General features: G+C 68.3%; 30 protein-coding genes and 1 tRNA gene. 21 read left to right on the top strand and 10 right to left on the bottom strand.

Going from position 1 to position 24,212, the window contains the following annotated elements; translation table 11 throughout:
* Positions 1–56 precede the first annotated feature (56 nt).
* Both EV683_RS10535 and EV683_RS10530 read left to right on the top strand, forming a co-directional pair.
* Complete coding sequence (locus EV683_RS10535) at positions 57–1,673, top strand: phosphoethanolamine transferase (protein ID WP_131862759.1); 1,617 nt, start codon at positions 57–59, stop codon at positions 1,671–1,673.
* Positions 1,670–2,443, top strand: coding sequence for a phosphatase PAP2 family protein (locus EV683_RS10530; protein WP_131862758.1), 774 nt, complete (start codon positions 1,670–1,672; stop codon positions 2,441–2,443). The genes EV683_RS10535 and EV683_RS10530 overlap by 4 nt, the downstream gene beginning before the upstream one ends.
* On the opposite strand, the gene EV683_RS10525 is transcribed toward EV683_RS10530, so the two are convergent.
* On the bottom strand, positions 2,434–2,961 hold the full coding sequence (locus EV683_RS10525; protein WP_131862757.1) for a DUF3455 domain-containing protein: 528 nt from the start codon (positions 2,959–2,961) through the stop codon (positions 2,434–2,436). The two genes, EV683_RS10530 and EV683_RS10525, sit on opposite strands and share 10 nt — an antisense overlap.
* Before the next feature lie 118 nt (positions 2,962–3,079).
* The gene (xth, locus tag EV683_RS10520; protein ID WP_131862756.1) at positions 3,080–3,853 is read right to left on the bottom strand and encodes an exodeoxyribonuclease III; all 774 of its coding nucleotides are present in this window, start codon (positions 3,851–3,853) and stop codon (positions 3,080–3,082) included.
* A gap of 257 nt (positions 3,854–4,110) precedes the next feature.
* Between xth and gdhA the strand changes: the two genes are divergently transcribed.
* Positions 4,111–5,457 (top strand): NADP-specific glutamate dehydrogenase, encoded by a 1,347-nt coding sequence (gene gdhA, locus EV683_RS10515; protein WP_131862755.1) that lies wholly within the window; start codon positions 4,111–4,113, stop codon positions 5,455–5,457.
* Positions 5,458–5,730: 273 nt separating this feature from the next.
* On the opposite strand, the gene EV683_RS10510 is transcribed toward gdhA, so the two are convergent.
* Positions 5,731–7,764, bottom strand: coding sequence for a M3 family metallopeptidase (locus EV683_RS10510; protein WP_131862754.1), 2,034 nt, complete (start codon positions 7,762–7,764; stop codon positions 5,731–5,733).
* Between the two features lie 121 nt (positions 7,765–7,885).
* Here EV683_RS10510 and EV683_RS10505 point away from each other — a divergent pair, with 121 nt between their 5' ends.
* A complete protein-coding gene (locus EV683_RS10505; RefSeq protein ID WP_131862753.1) occupies positions 7,886–8,446 on the top strand; it encodes a gamma carbonic anhydrase family protein in 561 nt (186 codons plus the stop codon).
* 3 nt (positions 8,447–8,449) lie between these two features.
* Positions 8,450–9,247: an MOSC domain-containing protein gene (locus EV683_RS10500; protein ID WP_131862752.1), complete on the top strand. Its 798-nt coding sequence runs from the start codon at positions 8,450–8,452 to the stop codon at positions 9,245–9,247.
* 143 nt (positions 9,248–9,390) lie between these two features.
* Here EV683_RS10500 and tpx read toward each other — a convergent pair whose 3' ends face one another.
* The 6 genes from tpx to rplU all read right to left on the bottom strand — a co-directional run bounded on the left by tpx (position 9,391) and on the right by rplU (position 13,326).
* Positions 9,391–9,888 (bottom strand): thiol peroxidase, encoded by a 498-nt coding sequence (gene tpx, locus EV683_RS10495; protein WP_131862751.1) that lies wholly within the window; start codon positions 9,886–9,888, stop codon positions 9,391–9,393.
* 88 nt (positions 9,889–9,976) lie between these two features.
* On the bottom strand, positions 9,977–10,375 hold the full coding sequence (locus tag EV683_RS10490) for a carboxymuconolactone decarboxylase family protein (protein ID WP_066610781.1): 399 nt from the start codon (positions 10,373–10,375) through the stop codon (positions 9,977–9,979).
* 29 nt (positions 10,376–10,404) lie between these two features.
* Positions 10,405–11,325 (bottom strand): DMT family transporter, encoded by a 921-nt coding sequence (locus tag EV683_RS10485; RefSeq protein WP_131862750.1) that lies wholly within the window; start codon positions 11,323–11,325, stop codon positions 10,405–10,407.
* 124 nt (positions 11,326–11,449) lie between these two features.
* On the bottom strand, positions 11,450–12,571 hold the full coding sequence (gene obgE / locus EV683_RS10480; RefSeq protein WP_066610785.1) for a GTPase ObgE: 1,122 nt from the start codon (positions 12,569–12,571) through the stop codon (positions 11,450–11,452).
* A gap of 152 nt (positions 12,572–12,723) precedes the next feature.
* The gene (rpmA, locus tag EV683_RS10475; RefSeq protein ID WP_066610787.1) at positions 12,724–12,999 is read right to left on the bottom strand and encodes a 50S ribosomal protein L27; all 276 of its coding nucleotides are present in this window, start codon (positions 12,997–12,999) and stop codon (positions 12,724–12,726) included.
* Between the two features lie 15 nt (positions 13,000–13,014).
* Positions 13,015–13,326 (bottom strand): 50S ribosomal protein L21, encoded by a 312-nt coding sequence (rplU, locus tag EV683_RS10470; protein ID WP_066610789.1) that lies wholly within the window; start codon positions 13,324–13,326, stop codon positions 13,015–13,017.
* 143 nt (positions 13,327–13,469) lie between these two features.
* On the opposite strand from rplU, the gene ispB reads away from it, so the two are divergent.
* The 6 genes from ispB to EV683_RS10440 all read left to right on the top strand — a co-directional run bounded on the left by ispB (position 13,470) and on the right by EV683_RS10440 (position 17,357).
* On the top strand, positions 13,470–14,483 hold the full coding sequence (gene ispB, locus EV683_RS10465; protein ID WP_131862749.1) for an octaprenyl diphosphate synthase: 1,014 nt from the start codon (positions 13,470–13,472) through the stop codon (positions 14,481–14,483).
* Between the two features lie 11 nt (positions 14,484–14,494).
* A tRNA-Arg gene (locus EV683_RS10460) sits at positions 14,495–14,569 on the top strand.
* A 178-nt stretch (positions 14,570–14,747) separates the two neighbouring features.
* Positions 14,748–15,986, top strand: a complete 1,239-nt coding sequence (locus tag EV683_RS10455; RefSeq protein WP_131862748.1) for a tyrosine-type recombinase/integrase — start codon at positions 14,748–14,750, stop codon at positions 15,984–15,986.
* A gap of 434 nt (positions 15,987–16,420) precedes the next feature.
* Positions 16,421–16,624 carry a MerR family transcriptional regulator gene (locus tag EV683_RS10450; RefSeq protein ID WP_131862747.1) on the top strand — a complete coding sequence of 68 codons (204 nt, stop codon included), beginning with the start codon at positions 16,421–16,423 and terminating at the stop codon, positions 16,622–16,624.
* A complete protein-coding gene (locus EV683_RS10445; RefSeq protein WP_131862746.1) occupies positions 16,624–16,851 on the top strand; it encodes a helix-turn-helix transcriptional regulator in 228 nt (75 codons plus the stop codon). Before EV683_RS10450 ends, EV683_RS10445 begins: the two co-directional genes overlap by 1 nt.
* Positions 16,852–17,102: 251 nt before the next feature.
* Positions 17,103–17,357, top strand: a complete 255-nt coding sequence (locus EV683_RS10440; protein WP_131862745.1) for a hypothetical protein — start codon at positions 17,103–17,105, stop codon at positions 17,355–17,357.
* A 2-nt stretch (positions 17,358–17,359) separates the two neighbouring features.
* On the opposite strand, the gene EV683_RS10435 is transcribed toward EV683_RS10440, so the two are convergent.
* Positions 17,360–17,962 (bottom strand): type II toxin-antitoxin system PemK/MazF family toxin, encoded by a 603-nt coding sequence (locus tag EV683_RS10435; RefSeq protein ID WP_207910446.1) that lies wholly within the window; start codon positions 17,960–17,962, stop codon positions 17,360–17,362.
* A gap of 39 nt (positions 17,963–18,001) precedes the next feature.
* Between EV683_RS10435 and EV683_RS14600 the strand changes: the two genes are divergently transcribed.
* From EV683_RS14600 to EV683_RS10390, 10 genes are all read left to right on the top strand, one after another.
* Entirely contained in the window at positions 18,002–18,556 is a 555-nt protein-coding gene (locus tag EV683_RS14600) for a hypothetical protein (protein WP_243694747.1), read from the top strand.
* Positions 18,553–18,807: a hypothetical protein gene (locus tag EV683_RS10425; RefSeq protein ID WP_131862744.1), complete on the top strand. Its 255-nt coding sequence runs from the start codon at positions 18,553–18,555 to the stop codon at positions 18,805–18,807. The genes EV683_RS14600 and EV683_RS10425 overlap by 4 nt, the downstream gene beginning before the upstream one ends.
* Complete coding sequence (locus tag EV683_RS10420; RefSeq protein WP_131862743.1) at positions 18,804–19,169, top strand: hypothetical protein; 366 nt, start codon at positions 18,804–18,806, stop codon at positions 19,167–19,169. The genes EV683_RS10425 and EV683_RS10420 overlap by 4 nt, the downstream gene beginning before the upstream one ends.
* Complete coding sequence (locus tag EV683_RS10415) at positions 19,163–19,429, top strand: hypothetical protein (RefSeq protein WP_131862742.1); 267 nt, start codon at positions 19,163–19,165, stop codon at positions 19,427–19,429. The genes EV683_RS10420 and EV683_RS10415 overlap by 7 nt, the downstream gene beginning before the upstream one ends.
* A gap of 93 nt (positions 19,430–19,522) precedes the next feature.
* Positions 19,523–20,551, top strand: a complete 1,029-nt coding sequence (locus tag EV683_RS10410; protein WP_131862741.1) for a DUF7146 domain-containing protein — start codon at positions 19,523–19,525, stop codon at positions 20,549–20,551.
* A complete protein-coding gene (locus EV683_RS10405) occupies positions 20,548–22,311 on the top strand; it encodes a DUF927 domain-containing protein (protein ID WP_131862740.1) in 1,764 nt (587 codons plus the stop codon). Before EV683_RS10410 ends, EV683_RS10405 begins: the two co-directional genes overlap by 4 nt.
* A gap of 565 nt (positions 22,312–22,876) precedes the next feature.
* On the top strand, positions 22,877–23,011 hold the full coding sequence (locus EV683_RS14720; RefSeq protein WP_279432281.1) for a hypothetical protein: 135 nt from the start codon (positions 22,877–22,879) through the stop codon (positions 23,009–23,011).
* Entirely contained in the window at positions 23,008–23,199 is a 192-nt protein-coding gene (locus tag EV683_RS10400; protein ID WP_131862739.1) for an HGGxSTG domain-containing protein, read from the top strand. Before EV683_RS14720 ends, EV683_RS10400 begins: the two co-directional genes overlap by 4 nt.
* A 97-nt stretch (positions 23,200–23,296) precedes the next feature.
* On the top strand, positions 23,297–23,575 hold the full coding sequence (locus tag EV683_RS10395) for a type II toxin-antitoxin system RelE/ParE family toxin (protein ID WP_131862738.1): 279 nt from the start codon (positions 23,297–23,299) through the stop codon (positions 23,573–23,575).
* Positions 23,576–23,586: 11 nt separating this feature from the next.
* Positions 23,587–23,895: a HigA family addiction module antitoxin gene (locus tag EV683_RS10390; RefSeq protein ID WP_131862737.1), complete on the top strand. Its 309-nt coding sequence runs from the start codon at positions 23,587–23,589 to the stop codon at positions 23,893–23,895.
* The last annotated feature ends 317 nt before the right edge of the window (positions 23,896–24,212 follow it).

Here is a 24,212-nt window from a genome sequence, read left to right as displayed (position 1 = left end):
GCTTAAGCCCGCCCTGCTAGAATGGCCGGCATTCGATACGACGCCAGGGGCGGACAATGGAAAACACTCGACGCGGTCACCGACCGGAAGCGGCCACCCTCGCGGTGGCCGCTTTCTTGCTGCTGGCGGCCAACGCGACCTTCTGGCAGCGTCTGAGCGAGGTCGTCGGCGGCAGCGAACGCTGGCCGCTTATCGGTGCGGCCTTCGTGCTGTTGCTGGCGGTCTACACGCTGTGCCTGACGCCGCTGGCGGTGCGCTACGTGTTCAAGCCCGTCGCGACCGCCCTCTTGCTGCTGGCCGCCGGCCTCGCCTACTTCACCGCCCAGTACGGCGTGCTGATCGACACGACCATGGTGCAGAACGTCGCCGAGACCAACCCGGCCGAGGTGCGCGACCTTCTGACGCCCAAGCTCGCCGCCTACCTGTTCGGCCTCGGCGTGCTGCCGTCGTGGCTGCTGTGGAAAACGCCGATCGCCTACCGGCAGCCGGCACGCGAACTGCTGGCCAAAGTCGCCGTCGCGCTCGGCTGCTGCGTCACCGTCGCCGTGATCGCGCTCGGTTTCTACCAGGACCTCGCGTCGCTGGTGCGCAACCATCACGAGATCCGCTTCGTGCTGGCGCCGGCCAACGCGTTGCAGGCGAGCTACCGCTACCTGCGCCACCGCGGCGACACGCCGGTCGCCGTCGCCGCGCTCGGGCTCGACGCGCGCCGGCCGCACGCTGCGGGCGCGCGCCGCGCGCTGACCGTCATCGTCGTCGGCGAGACGGCACGGGCCGACCACTTCGCGCTCAACGGCTATCCGCGGCCGACCAACCCGCGCCTGATGCGCGAGGGCGGCGTGATCAGCCTCGGCCAGGTGCGCTCCTGCGGCACCGAAACGGCGGTGTCGGTGCCCTGCATGTTCTCCGGCCTGGGCCGCGAAAACTACAGCGACGGCGCGGCGAAAAGCCGCGAGAACCTGCTCGACGTGCTGCGCCACGCCGGGCTGACCGTCTGGTGGCGCGACAACCAGGCCGGCTGCAAGGGCGTCTGCGCGCGGGTGCCGACCATGACGGTGACGCCACAGACGGCGCCGGCGCACTGCGCCGACGGCGAGTGCCGCGACGAGGGCTTGCTCGCCGGCTTGCAGGACGAGATCGACCGGCTGCCCGGCGACGGCGTCGCCGTGCTGCACATGATGGGCAGCCACGGGCCGGCCTACTACAAGCGCTACCCGGCCGCCTTCGAACGCTTCACACCGGTCTGCCGCACCAGCGAACTCGGACGCTGCGAAGCCGGCCAGATCGTCAACGCCTACGACAACACCGTGCTCTACACCGACCATGTGTTGGCCGAGCTGATCGGGCTGCTGCGCCGCAACGCGGAGACGCTCGACAGCGCGATGATCTACCTGTCCGACCACGGCGAATCGCTCGGCGAAAACGGCCTCTACCTGCACGGCATGCCGTGGCTGTTCGCGCCCGACGCGCAAAAGCACGTCGCGTCGCTGCTGTGGCTGTCCGACGGCTTTGCCCGCGCCCGCCGCGTCGACACCGCCTGCCTCGCCGCGCGACGCGACGCGCCCTACTCGCACGACAACCTGTTCCACTCGGTGCTCGGCCTGCTCGACGTGCAGACCGCCGTCTACCAGCGCGAGCTCGACCTGTTCGCGCCGTGCCGGAGCCCGGCGTGAACGGCGCCACCCCGCTGCCGGGGGCCTTCTACGCGCGCCAGTTTGCCGGGCTGGCCCTCGCCGCCCTGCTGCTGTTGTGGCTCGACACCACCGGCGTCGACACCTGGTTCGCCCGGCTCGCCTTCGACGCGGCCCAGAGCCGCTTTCCGCTGCAGCACGACGCCACGATCGAATGGCTGAACCACCGGCTCGCCAAGTACGCGGTCTTCGCGACCGCCGCCGTCTGGCTGTGGCGCGGCGTCGCCGAACGCGACGCGCGGCGACTGGTCCAGCTTGGCGCGATGGCAGCCGGCACGCTCGTCGTCGCCGCGCTCAAGGCGCGCAGCGCGCACACCTGCCCCTGGGATCTGGCCGCCTACGGCGGCAGCGCCGACGCCTTCGCGCTGTTCGCGCCTGTGCCGGCCCACCCGGGCCCGGGCCACTGCTTTCCCGGCGGCCACGCCTCCGCCGGCTTCGCGCTGTTGGCCGCGTTCTTCTACCACGCACCGCGCGACGCCGCGCGGGCGCGACGCTGGCTCGCCGTCGCGCTGGCCGCCGGCCTCGCGATGGGGGCCGGCCAGATGCTGCGCGGCGCGCACTTCTTGTCGCACAACCTGTGGAGCGGCTGGCTCGTCTGGCTGGTGTCGGCCACCGTTTTCCTGTGCCACGACCTCGCGGCGACGGGCGGCAAAAAAAACCGGCGATCGTCAGGCGGATCGCCGGTGGCCCCTCCCGAGCGGCGCGAAACAGGGAGCCGTCCCGTGTGGGGGGAGGCGAAGTCTCAACGGTAGAAGTGGTAGTCGGCCTCGTAGGCGACCTGCTGGCGCGCGCCGCGGTTGGCCATGCCGCAGGCGGCGGCCGGCGCGACGCCGCCCTTGGTGTTCAGGCGCTGGATGTAGCTGACGCCGCTCATCGCGCCGCTGCCGGCGCCCGGCTCGGCCTTCACCAGTTGCAGCGGGATGTTGCCCGGCCCGGCCGGCGCGACCGCCAGCTGCTTGCCGCCGACCTTGCTGCCGTCGCTGGACTCCCAGGTCGGGCCGCCGTAGTACTTGCCGACCGGACGGCCGCCGCTGTACAGCGTCGCGACCGGTCCGGCGAACGCCCATTCGTAGCCATTGCCGTCGGCCCTGGCGCGGCATTCGTAGGTGATCTCGCCGACGCCGGTGGCGAGCATGAACCACTTCGCTTCGGCCGGCGGCCTGACCGCCTCGGGCGCAGCGGCGGCCTTCATGGCGGAAGACCCCATATCGGAGGCGCAGCCGATGACGAACAGCGGCAACGCGACAACGGCGAGCAGATGACGGCGCATGACGGATCCTTTCTGGTTCAGCGAACGCTGGAAATGGAAAAAGGGGAGCCGGCCAAGCCGGACTCCCCTCGTCATACGGCGGCGCGACACGAACGGATGCACGCGCGCGATGTTTTTTTCAGTCGGCCAGCGTGACCACCACCGGCGCGTGGTCGGACGGGCGCTCCCACTTGCGCGGCGCCTTGTCGATCACGCACCCGGTCGCGCGCGCGCTCAGCGGCGCCGACAGCAGGATGTGGTCGATCCTGAGCCCGAGGTTGCGGCGAAACATCGCCGCGCGGTAATCCCACCAGCTGTACTGCTTGTCGTCCTGGTTGAACAGCCGGAACGCGTCGGCGAGGCCCAGCCCCAACAGGCCCGCGAACGCGTCGCGCTCGGGCCTCGAGCACAGCACCTTGCCCTCCCAGGCGGCCGGGTCGTACACGTCGCGGTCGTCGGGTGCGATGTTGAAGTCGCCCATCAGCACGGTGTCCGGATGTTGGCCGAGCTCGGCGGCCAGGTAGTCGTGCAGCCGCGCGTACCATTCGAGCTTGTACGCGTACTTGTCCGACCCGACCGATTCGCCGTTCACGCAGTAGGCGCCGATCACGCGCACGCCGTTCACCGTCGCGGCGATCACGCGGCGCTGCGGGTCGTCGTAGCCGGGAATGCCGGCCACCGCGTCCTCGAGCGACAGCGGCGCGCGCGCCAGGAGCGCGACGCCGTTGTAGGTCTTCTGGCCGTACCACACCGCACGGTAGCCGGCCGCCTCGATCTCGGCCTGCGGGAACTTGTCCTGGTCGAGCTTCAGCTCCTGCAGCGCCAGCACGTCGACCGGGTTCTCGGCCAACCATTGCAGCACCTGCGGCAGACGCACGTTCAGCGAGTTCACATTCCAGGTTGCCAGGCGCATGTTCTTTCCCTCGTTCAGCGATCGCGCAAGGATAGCAAAGCCGCGCGGACGCCGCGCTTATTGCGCGCCCCTATCGCACCTATCACCGCGCAGAGGGTTCACTCATTCGTCATCGCTGTTATGATCGACCTCGAACCGCGGTCACGACGCTTTAGCACTTGTTCGTCCGTGTTCATCCATACCCATTCAACCGAGCCGGCAGATTCCCGCGGCTCGGCTTTTTCCGTTTCCGTACGATAAAGACAAAGACGACCCCCATGAGCCGACTGACCTCCCTCGACGACTTCCTCGCCCAGGTGCGCCTGCGCGACCCCGACCAGCCCGAATTCCACCAGGCGGTGCACGAGGTGATGAGCACGCTGTGGCCCTTCCTCGAACGCAACCCGCGCTACGCCGACGCCGGCCTCTTGGCGCGCCTGGTCGAACCCGAGCGCGTGATCCAGTTCCGCGTCTCGTGGGTCGACGACCGCGGCGAAGTGCGCGTCAACCGCGCCTGGCGCGTGCAGCACAACAGCGCGATCGGCCCGTACAAGGGCGGCATGCGCTTCCACCCGTCGGTGAACCTGTCGATCCTGAAGTTCCTCGGCTTCGAGCAGACCTTCAAGAACGCGCTGACCACGCTGCCGATGGGCGGCGGCAAGGGTGGCGCCGACTTCGACCCGAAGGGCAAGAGCCCGGGCGAGGTGATGCGCTTCTGTCAGGCGCTGATTTCGGAGCTGTTCCGCCACGTCGGCCCGGACACCGACGTGCCGGCCGGCGACATCGGCGTCGGCGCGCGCGAGGTCGGCTTCATGGCCGGCATGATGAAGAAGCTGTCGAACAACGCCGCCTGCGTGTTCACCGGCAAGGGCCTGTCGTTCGGCGGCAGCCTGCTGCGCCCCGAGGCGACCGGCTACGGCCTCGTCTACTTCACCGAGGCGATGCTGCGCCAGCACGGCTCGAGCTTCGACGGCCTGACCGTCGCCGTCTCCGGCGCCGGCAACGTCGCGCAGTTCGCGATCGAGAAGGCGATGAGCCTGGGCGCGCGCGTCGTCACCGCGTCCGACTCGGCCGGCACCGTCCACGACCCGGCAGGCTTCAGCGCCGAGAAGCTCGCGCTCTTGAAGGAGATCAAGAACGTGCGCTACGGCCGCGTCGAGGACTACGCGCGCGAGGCCGGCCTCGAATACCTCGCCGGCCGCAAGCCGTGGGAGATCAAGGTCGACGTCGCGCTGCCGTGCGCGACGCAGAACGAAGTCGACCGCGCCGACGCCGAAAGGCTGATCGCCAACGGCGTGAAGGCGGTCGCCGAGGGTGCCAACATGCCGTCGACCGCCGCCGCGATCGACGCCTTCCACGCCGCCGGCGTGCTGTTCGCGCCGGGCAAGGCCGCCAACGCCGGCGGCGTCGCGACCTCGGGCCTGGAAATGAGCCAGAACGCGATGCGCCTGGGCTGGGAAGCCGACGAAGTCGACGGCCGCCTGCTGAACATCATGCACGGCATCCACGAGGCCTGCGTGCGCTTCGGCGGCGAGGGCCGCGAGCGCGTGAACTACGTCGAAGGCGCCAACCTGGCCGGCTTCGTCAAGGTCGCCGACGCGATGCTGGCGCAAGGCGTGATCTGATCCGCGCCGCCTGACGCGCAAAAAAGCCTGGCCGAACCCTCGGGGTTCGGCCAGGCTTTTTGCCGTTCAGCGCCAGCAGCGGGGCGAGCGGACAAAAAAATCCCTCCGGGCCGCAACGCCCGGAGGGTGACACAGACTTTGCTTAACGCTCTTCCACACACACGAGGAAAATCCGCTGCGTCCAGCTCGCTTGCTGCTCGGGACGCGCACCGCACACATCGGCGCGCATCCCCCCTTTAGGGCAAGGGCCTTTGCGCGAAGTTCCGCGCGGCGTCAGCGAATTTCTGCGGCGACCATGCCGTTGTGGCGCAACAGCGCGTCGATTTGCGGGTCGCGGCCGCGGAAGGCGCGGAACGACTCGAGCGCCGGGCGCGAACCGCCGACGGCGAGGATCTCGTCCCAGAAACGCTTGCCGGTGGCCGGATTGGCGCCGCCGGCCTCCTCGAACGCGGCGTAGGCGTCGGCCGACAGCACCTCGGCCCACTTGTAGCTGTAATAGCCGGCCGCGTAGCCGCCGGCGAAGATGTGGCCGAAGCTGTTCGGGAAGCGGTTGTAGGCCGGCGGGAAGTTGACCGCCACCTCGGCGCGCACCTCGTCCAGCAGTTTCAGCCAGTCGCCGGCCGGGTCGAAGTCGCCGTACAGGCGCATGTCGAACAGCGCGAACTCGATCTGGCGCACCGTCTGCATGCCGCTCTGGAAATTCTTCGCCGCGAGCATCTTGTCGAACAGCGCGCGCGGCAGCGGCTCGTCGCTCTCGACGTGCGCGGTCATGCCCTGCAGCACGTCCCACTCCCAGCAGAAGTTCTCCATGAATTGGGACGGCAGCTCGACCGCGTCCCACTCGACGCCGTTGATGCCGGCCACGCCGAGCACGTCGACGCGCGTCAGCAGGTGGTGCAGGCCGTGGCCGAACTCGTGGAACAGCGTGATCACCTCGTCGTGCGTGAACAAGGCCGGGCTGGTACCGACCGGGCGGCTGAAGTTGCAGGTCAGGTACGCGACCGGCGTCTGCACCGCGCCGGCCTTCTTGCGCCGGCCGCGCGCGTCGTCCATCCACGCGCCGCCGCGCTTGCCTTCGCGCGCGTACAGGTCGAGGTAGAAGCCGCCGATCACGCCGCCGTCCTTCACCAGCTCGAAGTAGCGCACGTCCGGGTGCCACACCGGCGCGTCGGCCGGGCGCGCGCTGACGCCGTACAGCGTGTCGATCACGCCGAACAGACCGGCGAGCACCTTCGGTTCGGGGAAGTACTGCTTCACTTCCTGCTCGGAGAAGGCGTAGCGCGCGACGCGCAGCTTCTCGGCGACGTAGGCCAGGTCCCACGCTTCGAGCGTTTCCAGCCCCATCGTCTCGCGCGCGAAGGCTTCGAGCTCGGCGCGGTCGCGGGCCGCGAACGGCTTGGCGCGCGCGGCGAGGTCACGCAGGAAGGCGATCACCTCGGCCGGGCTCTCGGCCATCTTGGTCTCGAGCGACAGCGTCGCGAAGTCGGCGAAGCCCAACAACTGGGCCGACTCGCGCGCCAGCTTCAGCTTCTCGGCGATGATCGGCGTGTTGTCGAGCTCCGCCGGGCCGAACTCGGACGCGCGCTTGACGTAGGCGTCGTAGAGCTCGCGGCGCAGTGCGCGGTTGTCGGCGTACTGCAGCACCGGCAGGTAGAACGGCATCTGCAGCGTGATCTTGTAGCCCGGCTTGCCGTCGGCCTCGGCGGCGGACGCGAACAGCGCCAGCACGTCGTCGGGCAGGCCGGCCAGCTCGTCGGCGTTCTCGACGTACTTGGCGAAGGCATCGGTCGCGTCGAGCACGTTCTGCTCGAACTTGGCCGACAGCTCGGCCAACCTCGTCTCGATCTCGGCGAAGCGGCTCTTGGCCGGTTCGGCGAGGTCGGCACCGGCGAGCACGAAGTCGCGCAGGTCGTGGTCGAGCAGCGCCTGCTGCGCCGGGGTGAGCGCGTCGTACGCGCCCGCCTTCAGGTCCTTGAAGCGCGCGAACAGTTCGAGGTTCTGCCCCAGCTCGGTCCAGAACGCCGCCACTTTCGGCAGGTTGGCGTTGTAGGCGTCACGCAGCGCCGGCGTGTTGACCACCGCGTTCAGGTGGCCGACCACGCCCCAGGCGCGGCCGAGGCGTTCGGTGGCGTCGGTCAGCGGTTCGAGCACCGTCTCCCAGGTCGCCGGCGCGTCGCTCGCGGTGATCGCGGCGATCGCGGCGCGCGCGTCGGCCAGCAACTGGTCGATCGCCGGTGCGATGTGCTCGGGGGTGATGTCGGCGAAGCGCGGCAGGCCGGAGAAATCGAGCAGCGGGTTGGCACTCATGGGCATTCCTTTGGGTGGGTTCGGTCGCGCCCGCCGCGGGGAAACCCTCGCGGCCATGCCGCATCGGGGAGGCGGGCTCACGGTATCATCGTAGAAACCGTTTTGAGATGAGGACAAATCGATGAATCGCAATATCCGCTCCTTCGACGGCCGCCGCCCGGTGGTGCCCGAATCGGCTTATGTCGACCCGGCCGCGGTCGTGATCGGCGAGGTCAAACTCGGCGAGGCCGCGTCGGTGTGGCCGTGCGCGGTGGTGCGCGGCGACGTCAACCACATCGAGATCGGCGAGGCGAGCAATATCCAGGACTTCGCGATGCTGCACGTCAGCCACAAGCGCGACTCCGACCCCGCCGGCGCGCCGCTGATCATCGGAAACAGGGTCACCATCGGCCACCACGTGACCTTGCACGGCTGCACCATCCACGACGAGGTGCTGATCGGCATCGGCAGCACCGTGCTCGACCGCGCGGTGATCGAATCGCGCGTGCTGGTCGGCGCCGGCAGCCTGGTGCCGCCGGGCAAGCGCCTCGAATCGGGCTACCTGTACCTGGGCAACCCGGTCAAGCAGGTGCGGCCGCTGAACGAGGCCGAACTCGCCTTCTTCCGCTACTCGGCCGAGCACTACGTGCGGCTGGCCGCCAAGCACAAGGCCAGCCTCGCCGCCGACGAAGCCGGGGAGTGAGCGATGCGGCTGACCGAACTCTACGTCCACCCGATGAAATCCTCGCGCGGCAACGCGCTCGACGCCGCCGCCGTCACGCCGCGCGGCCTCGCGCACGACCGCGAATGGCTGCTGGTCGAGCCCGACGGCCGCTTCATCACCGGCCGCACCGCCCCCGGCCTGGTGCGCGTCGAGGTCGAGCCGACAGTGGACGGCGCGCGCTTTAGCACCCCCGGCCGCGCGCCGCTCGTCGTCGAACACGCCGCCTTCACCGCGCCGCACGACGCGACGGTGTGGAAGGACCGCTTCCCCGCCTGGCACGGCGACGCTACCGCCGACGCGTGGTTCAGCGCCTTCCTCGGCCACCCCTGCCGGCTGTTGTGGCTGGGGCGCGAATCGCAGCGCACGCAAAAAAGCGGCGACGGCGAGCTGTCGTTCGCCGACGGTTACCCCTACCTGCTGATCAACCGCGCCTCGCTCGCCGACCTCAACGCGCAGTTGGCCGAGCCGGTCGGCGCACGCCACTTCCGCGCCAACCTCGTCGTCGACGCCGACTTCGCGTGGCAGGAGGACGAGTGGCAGCGTATCCGCGTCGGCGAGGTCGAGTTCGAAATCACCAAGCCGTGCACGCGCTGCGTGTTCACCACCGTCGACCCCGAGCGCGGCGAACGGCGCGCCGACGGCGAACCGATGAAGACTCTGATCCGCACGCGGGCGCTGCCGGAGGGGATCTGCTTCGGGGTCAACATGCGAGCGCTGAACAGTGGGACGATCAGGATCGGCAACGGCGTGGAAGTGCTGGAGAGCAAATTCGAGTTTTGAGCGGGCGCTTGCCCGGCCCCGGCCGGCCTGCGACGCCCGCCCAGGCGCCGCGCGGCTCGGCCAACGTTGGCCGAGCCCATGAAAAAACCCCGCCGAGGCGGGGTTTTTTCATGCGGCCGTCCGGCGCGCCGGACAAGCGCGAATTACAGCGCGGCCAGCGCGGCTTCGTAGTTCGGCTCTTCGGTCACTTCGGACACCAGCTGGGTGTACTTGACGACGTTGTTCTCGTCGAGCACCAGCACGGCGCGGGCGGTCAGGCCGACCAGCGGGCCGGTGGCGAAGGCGACGCCGTAGGCCTGGGCGAAGTCGCCGTTGCGGAAGGTCGACGCGGACTTGACGTTGTCGAGGCCTTCGGCGCCGCAGAAGCGCGCCTGGGCGAACGGCAGGTCGGCCGAGATGCACAGCACGACGGTATCGGCGCGGCTGGAGGCGGCTTCGTTGAACTTGCGCACCGAGGCGGCGCACACCGGGGTGTCGACGCTCGGGAAAATGTTCAGCACTTTTTTCTTGCCGGCGAAGTCGGCCAGTTTCACGTCGCCCAGGTCGTTGCCGACCAGGGCGAATTCGGGGGCCTGGCTGCCGACGGCCGGCAGCTTGCCGGCGACTTCGATCGGGTTGCCCTTCAGGGTGATGGTGGCCATTTCAAGTCTCCTCTTGGTGGGTATGGAACGGACCTCAGTTTGAGGCATTCGGGCGACATTTCAACCCTTGCGCGAGCAGGGTCGGGGCTCAGCCTTCGAGCGGCGGCACCGCCAGGCCGAGCTCGTCGATGATCTCGCGCGCGACGCGGAAGGCCTCGACCGCCGCCGGCGCGCCGGCGTACAGCGCCGTGTGCAGCAGCACTTCGCGCACCTCGACCAGGCTGGCGCCGTTGTTGATCGCGCCGCGCACGTGGCCCTTCAGTTCGTGGCTGCGGCCGAGCGCGGCCAGCATCGCGCAGGTGACCAGGCTGCGCGTTTTCAGGTCGATGCCGTCGCGCCGCCAGGTGCTGCCCCAGGCGTGTTCGTTCAGCCAGTCCTGCAGCGGCGCGTTGAAACCGTCGACGCCGCCCATCGCGCGCGCGACGAAAGCCTCGCCCATCACCTCGGTGCGCCTGGCCATGCCGTTCTGCTTGTCCGCTTCGCTCATCGTGCTTCTCCTTTGTGACGTTTGTGCCGTTAGCGCCTCGCCGCGCGCGTCGCGAGCGCGACGCCGGCGAGGATCAGCCCGATGCCGGCCAGGTGGTAGGCGGCGATCGCCTCGCCGAGCCACAGCGTCGACAACAGCGCGCCGAAGGCGGGCATCAGGTGGATGAAGGTGCCGGCGCGCGCCGCGCCGACGCGCGCGACGCCGAAATTGTAGAAATAGTAGGCGGCCACCGAGGGCAGCGTGCCCATGTAGGCGAAGGTCGAGAGCGTCGCCGCGTCGAGGCGTACCGTCGCGCCGCGCGACCACTCCCACGCGCAGAACGGCGACAGCGCGATAAGACCCAGCGCGACCAAGAGCGTCAGCAGGTCGACGCGGTCGATCGCCGGCGGCACGGCGCGCAGCAACAGCGTGTAGAGCGCCCAGCACACCATCGCGGCGAACACCAGCGCGTCGCCGGGGTTGAGCTGCAAGGCCAACAGCCGCGCCGGCTCGCCGTGCGCGACGATGGTCACGACGCCGACGAAGGACACGGCGATCGCCAGCGCCTGGCGCACGCCGACCGTCAGGCCGAAGCCCAACGCGCCGAGCGCGACGATCAGGATGGGAATGAAGGAGTTGAGCAGCACGCCGTTGGTCGCGCTGGTGCTGTGCAGGCCGACGTAGACCAGCGAGTTGAAACCGGTGATGCCGAGCAACGCGAGCACGACGATGCGGCGCCAGTGCGGCCGCCACAGCGCGCGCTCGGCCAACATCGGTTTCAGCCCCAAGGGCAGCAGCACCAGGAGCGCGATGCCCCAGCGCGCGAAGGCGAGCGTGAACGGCGGAATGGCGGCGTGCATCGCGCGCGCGAGCACGAAGTTGCCCGACCAGAACAAGGCGGCGAGCACGAGCAGCAGGTAGGCGCTGCGATGCGAGGCGGCGGCGGGCGGAGCGAGCGTGGCGGCAGTCATCGTGCGACCTTGCCACGCGACCGCGCGCGCTGACAAGGGCGGCGCAGCGGGATGTTCGCCGCGCGCGCAAAACGAAACGCCCCGGCGAGGCGTCGCGCGGGGCGTTCAGGCTTGGCCTAGGGCCTTACTTGGCGAGCGGGTCGTAGGGCTTGGCCTCGACCGGCGCCTCGCCGCGCGCTTCGCGCTCGGCGGCACGGCGCGCGTCGAGGTAGTCCTTGATCGCGTAGGTCAGCTCGCGGGTGCCCTCGCCGGTCAGCGCCGAGATCACGAAGTGGCGTTTGGCCTCGGTATCGAAGGCGAAGCGGTCGTCCGGGTTCGTCAGCGGCCAGCCGAAGGCGGTCAGGAAGGACTCGACGACGGCCTGGCGCTCGTCCTCGGGCACCATGTCGAGCTTGTTGAGCACCAGCCAGCGCGGCTTGCGGTACAGCTCCTCGTCGTACTTCTTCAGCTCCTCGACGATCGCGTGCGCCTCGCGCACCGGGTCGACCTCGGGGTCGAACGGCGCGACGTCGACGAGATGCAGCAACAGGCCGGTGCGGCTCAAATGCTTGAGAAAACGGTGGCCGAGGCCGGCGCCTTCGGCGGCGCCCTCGATCAGGCCCGGGATGTCGGCGATCACGAAGCTCGAGGTGTCGTTCATGCGCACCACGCCGAGGTTCGGGTACAGCGTGGTGAACGGGTAGTCGGCGACCTTGGGCTTGGCGGCCGACACCGAGCGGATGAAGGTCGACTTGCCGGCGTTGGGCATGCCCAGCAGGCCGACGTCGGCCAGCACCTTCAGCTCGAGCTTCAGCGTGCGGCGCTCGCCGTCCTCGCCCGGCGTGCACTGGCGCGGCGCGCGGTTGGTCGACGACTTGAAGTGGATGTTGCCGAGGCCGCCCTTGCCGCCCCGGGCGAGGCAGACGCGCTGGCCGTGGTGGGTCAGGTCGGCGACCGTTTCTTCGGTGTCGACGTCGACGATCACCGTGCCGACCGGCATGTGCAGCTCGATGTCGTCGGCGCCCTTGCCGTAGCAGTCCGCGCCGTGGCCCTTCTCGCCGTTGTGCGCCTGGTAGCGCTTGACGAAGCGGTACTCGACCAGGGTGTTGACGTTCTCGTCGGCGACCGCGTACACGCTGCCGCCCTTGCCGCCGTCGCCGCCGTCCGGGCCGCCGAACGGCACGAACTTCTCGCGACGGAAGCTGGCGGCGCCGTTGCCGCCCTTGCCCGCGATCACTTCGATGCGGGCTTCGTCGATGAATTTCATGGTGCTCTCCTACTGCTGCGGGAGGAATCGGGCCTCAAGGTTGGCCGAGCCGCCCGAGCCGGCGCGATCGGCCAGCCTTCAGGACTGATTCCTCGGAAACGAAAAAAAGCCCTATCCCGAGGACAGGGCTTTTTTCACGTGCCGGAAACCGATTACTCGGCGTCGACGCCGGTGTACGGCACCACGTTCACGGTCTTGCGGTTCTGCGCACCCTTGGTGGTGAACTCGACGTAACCGTCAACCTTGGCGAACAGGGTGTGGTCCTTGCCGATGCCGACGTTGTCGCCAGCATGGAACTTGGTACCGCGCTGACGCACGATGATCGAACCGGCCGGGATCAGTTCGCTGCCGTAAACCTTCACGCCCAGGCGTTTGGCTTCGGAGTCGCGGCCGTTGCGGGAGCTACCGCCAGCTTTCTTGTGTGCCATGACTGATTCTCCTGATTACTTCGAAATCGCGTCGATGCGGATTTCGGTGAAGTTCTGACGATGACCCTGACGCTTCTGGTAGTGCTTGCGACGACGCATCTTGAAGATGCGGATCTTTTCGCCGCGACCGTGCGACACGACGGTCGCGGTCACGGTAGCACCGGCCACCAGCGGGGTACCCACAGCAAGGCTTTCACCGTCAGCGATCATCAGTACTTCGTTGAGCACGATCTGGCTGTCGACGTCTGCAGGTATCTGTTCTACTTTGAGTTTTTCGCCGACGGCAACCTTGTACTGTTTGCCACCGGTTTTTACGACCGCATACATTCGCATGAGCTCCTGAAAAAAGCATTACACCCGCGCACAAAACGCGGAGCCCGCAATAGTACGCAAGTCACTGAAACGCGTCAACTTTTTCGCCGCGCCCGCCCACGCCGCCCGCCGCATGCGGCCTTGCGGCCTTTTCTGGTATGATTTCGCGGTTTCAGGCCGCCAATCGAACGAACAACACCGTGTCCACCGCTCCGCTCTTCAAGTCGCTGATCGCCGACGACATGCAGACCGTCGACCGCGTCATCCGGTCGCGCCTCCACTCCGACGTGGTGCTGATCCGCCAGGTCGCCGAATACATCATCGGTGCCGGCGGCAAACGGCTGCGCCCGGCGCTGACGCTCTTGTCCGGCCGCGCGCTCGGCTACGACGGCGAGCACCTGCACGAGCTGGCGGCGATGGTCGAATTCATCCACACCGCGACGCTGCTGCACGACGACGTCGTCGACGAGTCCGACCTGCGCCGCGGCCGCGACACCGCCAACGCGCTGTTCGGCAACGCCGCCGCGGTGCTGGTCGGCGACTTCCTGTATACCCGCGCCTTCCAGATGATGGTCGCCACCCGGAACATGCGCATCCTCGAGGTGATGGCCGACGCGACCAACATCATCGCCGAGGGCGAGGTGCTGCAGCTGCTGAACATCGGCAACACCGACATCGACGAGGCGGCCTACCTGCAGGTGATCCAGTACAAGACCGCCAAGCTGTTCGAGGCCGCCACCCGCGTCGGCGCGCTGATCGCCGGCGCGACGCCCGAACAGGAGCAGGCGCTGGCCGACTACGGCATGCACCTGGGCACCGCGTTCCAGATCATCGACGACGTGCTCGACTACTCGGGCGACGCCGACACCATCGGCAAGAGCCTCGGCGACGACCTCGCCGAGGGCAAGCCGACGCTGCCCTTGATCCACGCGATGCGCCACGGCGACGCGCAGGCCGCCGCCACCGTGCGCCACGCGCTCGAACACGCAGACCGCGAGCATTTCCCGCAAGTGCTCGCTGCGGTACAATCGTGCGGCGCGCTCGACTACGCGCGCGGCGAGGCCGAAGCGGCCGCCCGCCGCGCCGCCGACGCGCTGGCCGCGCTGCCCGACACCCCGGTCCGCGCCGCCCTGGCCGAACTGGCGCTCGCGTCGGTCCGGCGCCAGGCCTGAGTTTTCCGGCTGTCTCCGTAGTTAAATGGATATAACGGCCCCCTCCTAAGGGGCAGTTACAGGTTCGATTCCTGTCGGGGGCGCCAAACCCGCTTCCCAAGCAGTCCGAAACAGTCCCACAAACCCGCACAGCGCAAGGCTCTGCGGGTTTTTTGTTGCCCTACACAGTCCCATCCATGCCCATGGAAGCCCGGCATTTCTGTTGGTACATTTGTTGGTATCTGATAAAAATGACAACGTAGATACCAACAGCGCGATACCAACATGCCCCTGACCGACAGCGCGATCAAGAACGCCAAGCCCCGCGAGGACGGGAAGCCAGACAAACTGGCGGACGGGCTCGGCCTGTTCCTATGGGTGATGGGCAATGGCTCGAAATACTGGCGCATGGCCTACCGGTTCGCCGGCAAGCAGAAAACCCTTGCGCTAGGGGTCTACCCGGAAACCTCGCTCAAAGAAGCCCGTGCGCGCCGCGACGATGCCCGCAAGCTGTTGGCCGAGGGTATCGACCCGTGCGAAAAGAAGAAGGCCGACAAGATCGCCGCCAAGGTCGCCGCAGCCAACACCTTCGAGGCGCTCGCCCGCGAGTGGCACGGCGTGATGACGGCCGAGTGGTCGGCAGCCCACGCCGGCCGCGTGCTCGCCTCGCTGGAAAGCCACCTGTTCCCCACGCTGGGCAAGCGCCCCATCACCGAAATTCAGCCGCTTGAGCTGCTCGACGTGCTCCGCAAGGTCGAGCGCGCCGGCAAGATCGACACCGCCAACCGCCTGCGCGAACGCTGCTCGGCCATCTTCCGCCTCGCCGTCCTGACCGGCCGCGCGACCGTCGATCCGGCCGCCACGCTGTCCGGTGCACTCAAGACGGCGGTTGCCAAACCGCGCAAGGCGCTGGGCCGGGACGAATTGCCCGGCTTCCTCTCGCGCTTGGAAGCCTTCGGCGGCACGCGGCAAACCTATCTGCTGTTCCGGCTGATGCTGCTGTGCTTCACCCGCATCGGCGAGATGGTGCGGGCCGAATGGGCGCATGTGGACTGGGACAAGGCGCTGTGGAGCGTCCCACCGGAGAACCGCAAGCTGCAGGAGAAATACAAGGCCACCGCCGCACCGCACATGGTGCCCCTGTCCCGGCAGGCTGCGGACGTGCTGCGCGAGCTGCAGGCGATCAGCGGCGGCCGGCAATTCCTGTTTCCGAACCGCAACCGGCCGGACAGCCCGATGAGCCCCGAGACGCTGCGCCGCGCGCTGCACCGCATGGGCTACAAGGGCAAGGCCGACGTGCACGGCTTCCGCTCGACCGCCTCGACGATCCTGAACGAAAGCGGTTTCAACCCCGACGCCATCGAGCGCCAGTTGAGCCACGCCGATCACAACAAGGTACGGGCCGCCTACAACCGGGCGGAGTACCTCGACGAACGCCGCAGGATACTGCAATGGTGGGCGGACTACATCGACGCCCAGGCGGAAGGCGGCAAGGTGATCCCTTTCCCTGATCGGGCGGCATGATAGGGGCCGCCTGCTCGTCCCGCCCGCAGGCTGCTGAAATTTTTTTTTATTCCCATGCAAGCCAATATCTATGCGGGTTTGCGTTATGCGTTGACGCGCACCGCTGAATAATTTATGCTTTTTTACAGCAGGACGAATTGCGTCCAGAAAATGCCGAAACAACTTAGAGCCGCTAACAAAACCTACTTTCCCCGCGAGCCGGTGCATGCCGGATCAAGACCTTACGGTTGCTCGATTGAGGTTTTGTTAGCGGCTCTTAATCCCGCGATCCACGTGTAGATACCTGCCTTGCGGCGGGTTTTGCACGCCCAGAAGATGCCAAAGCCCGAGAGCCTGACCGCCTCGGGCTTTTGCTTTTTCAGCACGTAGCCGGTACGCCGGCATTGCATCAACAAACCCGCCTTGAGCGGGTTTTTTCATTTGGAGAACCCAGAATGCAACTCATCGACGCTGCGCGCGCGCTTGGTCAGCAGGTATTGAGCACCAATGCGGCCGCGCAAATCCTCGGCATGAAACCACAATCGTTGCGCGCATGGGCTTGCAAAAGTCGGCCCGGACCGATTCGGCCGGTGAAGATTGGCGGCCGCCTTGGCTGGCGCGTGGATGACGTGGCCCGACTGGTCGGGGAGGGGGAATAATGGCCGCAAATGCCCCCCGCTACTCCATCATCCGTCGCAAACAGCTAGAGGCCAAAATCGGCCTGTCGCGCACAGCGATTTACGACCGCCTGAACCCCAACTCACCGCGCCACGACCCGACCTTTCCGACGCCGATCAGCTTGGGTGCTGGCGCGGTCGGCTGGGTCGAGTCCGAGGTCAATGCGTGGATCGAATCGCGCATTGCCGCCAGCCGGCAAGCGGCTTAAGGGAGGGCGAGCGATGAAACGAAAAAACGCCCGCCCCGCCAACGCGGAAACGAGCGCCCACACCAGCGCCAAGCATAGCACCGCCACGCCGCCGGCTGTCGGCGGCCCATGCGCCGAGGCCATGCCGCTGGTCCGTCTGGCCGGCGGCCAAGCGCGCACCGATTCCCTGACCATCGCCCGCGTGTTCGGCAAGCGGCACAAAAACGTGCTGCGCGACATCGAGAAACTAGGCGCGAATGAGGCGCTGCGCGATGTTCCACATGCCGCCCGGCAAGGTGCCCGAGGGCTTCCGCGACACGCTGACCGGGCTGCAGCTTGCCCACCTCACGACCGCCGAAACCGCCACCGTGCGCGCGCTGCAAGACGGCATGGCGGCCGGCGAGCCGTACAAGGCGGTGTTCCAACTGGCGAAAGCGCGGTGCGAGCGCTTCGCGGCGCTGATCGGCAAGAGCGTGCCGGGCGTCGCCCTGATCGCCGCCAACGACCACGGGAGGCTATCGGCATGACGCTAGACGAACGACAAGTAAGCTCGTACGCCGGTCAACACCCCGGCGAAATCCTCGGCCGACATGGACGGGGACAGGTACTCCCGCCCGTTGCGGGTTTTCCGGTGGAACTTGTCCAGTCGCTCGAACGCGACCGTGTAGAGCATGTCGCACTTCGCCCAGACTTGGACGGGCTGGGTTTCCAGAGGGTTCGGGTTCCGTTGCAACGGGTAATGCCACGGCATGACCGGATCGGGGGCCGTCGTGGACAGCGGGATGACCGTGCACAGCTTCCGGCCATGCGTGGCGGACGGCGAAATCACCACCACCGGGCGGCGCTTGAGCATTTCCGGGGCGACAAAGCCGCGCGAAAAATCGCACAGCAGCACATGGCCGCGCTTGGGGTAGAACTGGGGATGAAGGGGCATGACGGGGTTCTTCAGGCAAAAGAAAAGCCGCTCGAAAGCGGCTCTGTCATCCAACGCCCCGGAGAACTTGCGTTCGTCCTTTCGGGGCGACTGGTTCAACCCGAGGGGAACCAGATTCCAACCGGCAATGCCGGAAACGGTTTCATTGTCGGCATTCGGCGTTGCGGTGTCAAACCGTACCGTGGCGCGCCAAGCCATACCGCATCAGTCCGAAGCCCATCGCGGGAGGCCAAGCGCATGAAACCCGCATCCATGCTCGTCCCAACGAAATTTGTCGCTTTGGCCGGCGCTTCGGCCAAGCTTTGCGGCGCGATGGCCTGCCGCGTCACGGTGTGTCATGGCATGACGCCGCAGCTTGACCCGAACGGCATCGGCCGGTATCGTGCCCCGGTCGCGGTCAGTCCCGCGACCGGGTTTAGCAGCCCGAATCAATCCCCGCGAAGCAGCGTCCATGCTGTCTTTGCGGCCTTGGTGCGCCTTCAGTGGGCGGCCTTGGTGGGGAGGGCTTCGGCCCTGCCGGTAAGGGATTGCCGGTCTGCTAACCCTGCCTTGCGCCGCCCCACCCGATTAGCAGCGGGAAGCGGCAATTCGAACGCTAATCCTGAAGGCACCATGACCCACATCATCCCGCGCGCCCTGTCGCGCCTGTTCCCCGTTTTCGCCGTCCCCGTTACCACCCTGCCGACCTTGGCCGAGGCGCGCGCGCTCGCCGCGCTGCTGGTGTCGCGTGGCAAGCGGGTGTCCATCGCCCCGGCCGCCCACGGCTACACCGTCGCGGAGGTGGCCCGATGAGCGTCGTCTATTTCCTCACCTACGCCGCGCCGCGCCCGTTCCTGATCGACGGCACGCCGCGCCACCTGCTGCACGCCCGCGTGAGCGGCATCGCGCACCGGGACGAACGCGCCGCCCGCCGCGAGCTGGCGGCGCTGTCCGCCCGCCACGCCGAACCGCTCGGCATCAGCCGCGTCGAGACCTTCGGCGACGAGCGCGCGCCGCGTACCCGCCGCCGGGCCGCCTCGCTGCACAAGGAGGCCGCGCGATGAACTACGCCATCTACGCCCAGTTCGCCGGCCGCCAGCACGAGACGCTGGAAGGGGCCGAGTGCCTCGGCTGGTACGACACCGAAGCCGAGGCCGAGATCGTCGCCAGCCGGGCGCGCGCGTCGCTCGATTGCGCGGTCGCCATCGTGGTGCCGAAAGCCTGCCTGTACCCGGCCTTGATCCGCGTGGCGTGGGTGACGGACTGCCTGCTCAACGCCCGCCCGGTTGACGCGGACGCCGAATGGCGCGCGATCATCGCCGCGCACGGCTGCTGGCCGTTCTCGCTGGCGCTGGTGCTGATGCTGCCCGTGGTGGAGGCCACCCTGTCCGCCCGCGCCGCCATCCGGGAGGCCGCATCATGCTGAACCCCAACGCCCTGCATCTGGCCGAGCGCGACGGCCAATTGGCGGCGCTGCGCGCGCTCTACGCGCTGCGCTGGCACCTCGACGCCCACGACACCGGCGACGACGCCCAGCGGGCCGCCACGGCCTTTTGCGAGGGCTTCGCCGACGTGTTCGCGCCGCTGTTGGCCGAAGCACGCGAGGCGGACGGCCACCCCGCCGCCGCGCTGTTCCGCCTGATCGCCGCACGCGCCCCCGAGCTGATCGTCAGCCTAGAGCGCTGACCCACCCCGACAATCTGAGCAAGGCGTGAGGACGCGACCCCCGCACGGTGCCAGCACCGGGCGCGGCCCGCCTCACGCCCGAAAGGACACCCCATGTCCCGAATCGACCTGCAACACGTCCGCCGCGAAGCCTTCGGCCGCTGGCCGGACATCCTGACCGCCTTGGGCATCCCCGCCGAGGTATTCCGCCATCGTCGCAATCAGCCTTGCCCGTGCTGCGGCGGCACCGACCGTTTCCAGTTCATCGACAAGGGCACCGGCCGTTTCGTCTGCCGGGGGCTGGACAGACTGGGCGGCGACGGCTTCGCGCTGGCGATGCACTGGCTCGGGGCCGACTTCAAGGCCGCGCTACGGGCCGTAGCCGGCGTGCTGGGCTTGGCCGAGGGGGCCACCCCCACCGCCGCCGCGCCGCGCGCGCCTGCCCCCGCCAGCGTCCCGGCAACGCGCGACGACGCCGCCAAGCTGGAACGGCTGTGGCGCGAGGCCGCCCCGCTGCACCGCGACGACCCGGCCGCGCGCTACCTGACCGGGCGCGGGCTGCTGCTGAACGTCTACCCGGCGGCGCTGCGCTGCCACCCGGCCTTGCCGTACTGGTGCGAGGTGGATGGCCGCCCCGTGCACCTTGGCGACTTCCCGGCGCTGTTGGCCGAGCTGACCGCCCCGGACGGCTCGCGCGCCGGCCTGCATCGCATTTACCTGACCCCGGACGGCCGCAAGGCGCGGCCGCTGCACCCGGCGAGCGGCGCGGCGCTGGACTGCAAGAAGCTGCTGACCGCCCACGAGGGCGCGAGCAAGGGCGCGGCGGTGCGGCTGTTCGAACCGGAGGGCGGCGCGCTGGCGCTGGCCGAGGGCATCGAAACGGCGCTGGCGGTGCGCTTGGGTTCCGGCCTGCCGTGCTGGGCCGGCGTGTCGGCCGGCGGGCTGGAACGGCTGGAGCTGCCCGAGACCGTGGCCGACGTGCACATCATGGCCGACCACGACGAAAGCGGCACCGGCCAGCAGGCCGCCGAACGGCTCGCCCACCGCCTGCTGGGCGAAGCGCGCCGCGTCCGCATCCACACCCCGAGCGCGCCGGGCGACTGGCTCGACGTGTACCAATCCCGACAGGAGGCCGCCGCATGAGCGCCCGCGACGATCTGCAACGACTGCAACAGGCGGCCGACGCGCCGCTGTACGAACCGAAACCGCGCTTCGAGGTAAACGATTCCGGCGTGTACTTCATCGACGTGAAGCACGACGACGCTTCCGGGCAGGCGCTGGAAAAGCCCCCGGTGCGGCTGTGCGACCGGCTCGACCTGATCGGGCGCGGCGAGGACGAGGCTGGCAACCAATACCGCATCCTGCAATGGCGCAGCCGGGGCAGCCACGCCGTGCGCCGCATGGCCTTCCCGCTGGGGCTGGCCGGCGAGCGCGAGGGCTGGGTCAACCTGCGCAACAAGGGCTTGGCGATTGCCACCCAGCGCGGCCTGCAAGACAAGCTCGCCAAGTACCTGCAGGAGGAAGGGAGCGACGCGATGCACCACATCGCCGAACGGGGCGGCTGGACGCATGGCGCGTACATCGTGCCCGGCGGCGACGTGCTCGGCACGCCGCGCGAGCCGATCTTCTACCGGGGCGACATCAAGGACGCGAGCGCCTACGCGCCGTGCGGCACGCTGGCGGGCTGGCGCGACGGCGTGGCGCGGCTGGCGCGCGGACACTCGCGCGTCATGCTGGCGCTCGGCTGCGCGTTCGCCGCGCCGCTGCTCGATCTGGTGGAGATGGAGGCCGGCGGCTTTCACCTGTACGGCGACTCGACCGATGGCAAGACCACGGCGGGGCGGGCCGGCGCATCGGTCTGGGGCCACCACGACAAAACCAAGCTCGCGTGGGACGGCACGGCGCTGGGGCTGGCGAACGCCGCCGCCGCGCGCAACGACTGCCTGTTGTTCCTCGATGAGGTGGGGCAAGGCGACCCGAACGCGGTCAGCCTGCTGGCCTACCGGCTGTTCAACGGCGTGGGCAAGGCGCAGGGGGCCAGAGAGGGCGGCAACCGCGAGCAACCGCGCTGGCGGGTGCTGGTGTTCTCGACCGGCGAGCACCCGGTCAGCGAGGTGCTGAAAGCCGGCAGCGGCCGTATCAAGGCCGGACAAAGCGTGCGCCTGCCCAGCATCGCCGCCGACGCCGGGAAGGGCTACGGCGTGTTCGAGACGCTGCACGGCTACCCGTCCGCCAAGGCGCTGGCGGACGACCTCAAGCGCCAATGCGGCGAGCACTACGGCACGGCGGGGCGGGCCTTCATCGAGTACGTCGCGCCGCGCCGCGAGGAGCTGGCCGAGCTGATCCGCGAACAGGTCGGGGCATGGTGCGCCGCCCTGCCGCCGTCGGCCTCGCAAGCCGCCCGCGTCGTGAGCCGCTTCGCCGTGGTGGCGCTGGCGCTGGAGCTGGCGACGCGCGCCGGTATCACCGGCTGGGCGGAAGGCGAGGCACACGAGGCGATCCACGCGCTGATGCGCGCATGGCTGCAACGCAACGGCACCGGCAAGCACGAGGACCGCGCCATCGTCGAGCAGGCGGAAGCCTTCCTCGCCCTGCACGGCTACAGCCGCTTCGTCCTGCTGCCGATGGCCGACAACGAGCCGCGCGTCGCCAACATGGCCGGCTACAAGCGCTACGACACGGACGGCAACCCGGAGTACATCGTCTTCCCGCCGGTGTTCGAGGCGGAGGTGATCGCCGGCCACGACCTCGCCAAGGCGCAAAAGGTGCTCGCCGATCACGGCCTGTTGAAGCGGGCCGGCGACGGCCGGCTGAAGACCATGGTCCGCACACCGTGCAAGCCCAGCGGGGGGCGCTTCTATCTGCTGGTCAGCGCCGGCGACGAGGACGGCGACGCCTTCTGAACTTCATTACGCGAGAAACATGGTGGAAACAGTGGAAACATGGAAACAAACCTCTGTAAGCCTTATGGGGCAAGGGTTTGCGTGTTTCCATCCTGTTTCCAGTCGCCCGCCGGAGTGGAAACAAGAACCGCCGTCAGAAGGGGAGGTGGAAACAAAACCGCCCGATTGGAAACGGGATGGAAACGCGCAAAGCCAATAACGGCGCGGGTTTCAGCGTTCTGTTTCCATGTTTCCACTGTTTCCGCACCCTTCTGCAGGGAATGGAGGTGGCGACGCGACCTGAGCACTACACGCGCGTAGAAAAACAACGGGAACAACGGGAACACGGGAACAACACCTCTGTAAGCCTTACTGGATAAGGGTTTGCGCTGTTCCCGTCCCGTTCCCGTCATTCGAGCCGGCGGGAACAGAACACCCCGCCCCGACAGGGGGAACGGGAACAAAACCCCGATTCGGGAACAAGGACGGGAACGCGCAAAGCCAATAACGGCGCGGGTTTCAGCGGTTTGTTCCCGTGTTCCCGTTGTTCCCGCCCGCTTTTGCCTTACATGGAGAATCCCGAGACATGAACCCCGCGAACGACCCACGACACCCGATGACCCGAGCCGAGGCCGTCCGGCTGCTCGATGAGGCCGCCGCGCGGCTCAAGCGCGACCACCGGAACGCCAACGGCGGAAGCTGGCAGGCCGGCAGCGCATGAGCAACGTGATCGACTTCGCCCCGCCGCCCTGCCCCGTCTGCGAGCGGGAGGACGGCACGCATAGCCCGCTGTCCCGCCGCAACGGCTGCTGCAAGCTGCACGGCGGGGCCAGCACCGGGCCGCGCACCGCCGAGGGCAAGGCGCGCGTCACGGCCAACCTAGGCGACTTTGCGAAAACCACCCCATGAATGCCTAAGCCCTGAGGGAACGCCCCATGAGGCGGGCTTTGCTGGGCGCATTATGTATCGCATTGCTATACGTATAGCGTAGCGATACAATCAACCCATGATCGTTTCCTTCGCACACAAGGGGCTGGAAGCCTTCTACCGCAACGGGAGCAAGGCCGGCATCCAACCCGAGCACGCCGCCAAGCTGGCGCGACTGCTGGCCCGGCTCGACAGCGCCCGCGCCCCGCAAGACATGAACTTGCCCGGCTGGAAGCTGCATCCCCTCAAGGGCGATCTGCAAGGGCACTGGGCCGTATGGGTGAATGGGAATTGGCGTCTGACCTTCACCTTTCGCGGCACGGATGCCGAGATCGTCGATTATCAGGACTACCACTAGGAGCCATGGACATGACCCGCATGTACAACCCGCCCCACCCCGGCGAGACGCTGCGTGACGACGTGTTGCCGGCGCTCGGCCTGTCGATTGCCGAGGCGGCCCGACAGCTTGGCGTGTCGCGCGTGGCGCTGTCGCGCGTGGCGAACGGCAAGGCCGCCGTTTCGCCCGACATGGCGCTTCGGCTGGAAAGCTGGCTGGGCGGCCCCGATGCCGGCCCCAGCGCCGAAAGCTGGTTGCACCAACAGACGGCCTACGACCTGTGGCAACTGGAACAGCGCGGCGCACCCAAGGTCGCCCCGGCTGCCGCCAAGACCGCCTAAGCCGACCACCCGACCGCCCCGCCCGAGAGGCGGGTTTCCCATGCCCCACAACGGGGCACCGAGGGCGGGGGCGGTCGAAAGGTTGGCGAGGCCGGCCCCCTAGACCGCCCGTTCCCCCACGCGCGGAAAATTTCCCCGCTGGGCGATTTGTTAAAGGCGGCGATCCGCCCGCATCCCTGTGCCGGCGCGGCTTGGCGCGTGTTAACGCCCGCCCCGGTGTTAAGAGTCGCTAACAAAACCTACTTGATGCCGGCAGTGTGAAGCCCCATCTGGCCGGCATGAAGCGAAGTGTCGTCAGCCAGAAGCTCTGGAAATCG

The sequence above is a fragment of the Crenobacter luteus genome (assembly GCF_004345725.1).
Taxonomy (GTDB): Bacteria; Pseudomonadota; Gammaproteobacteria; order Burkholderiales; family Chromobacteriaceae; genus Crenobacter; species Crenobacter luteus.
This window is presented reverse-complemented; position numbering and strand designations above follow the sequence as displayed.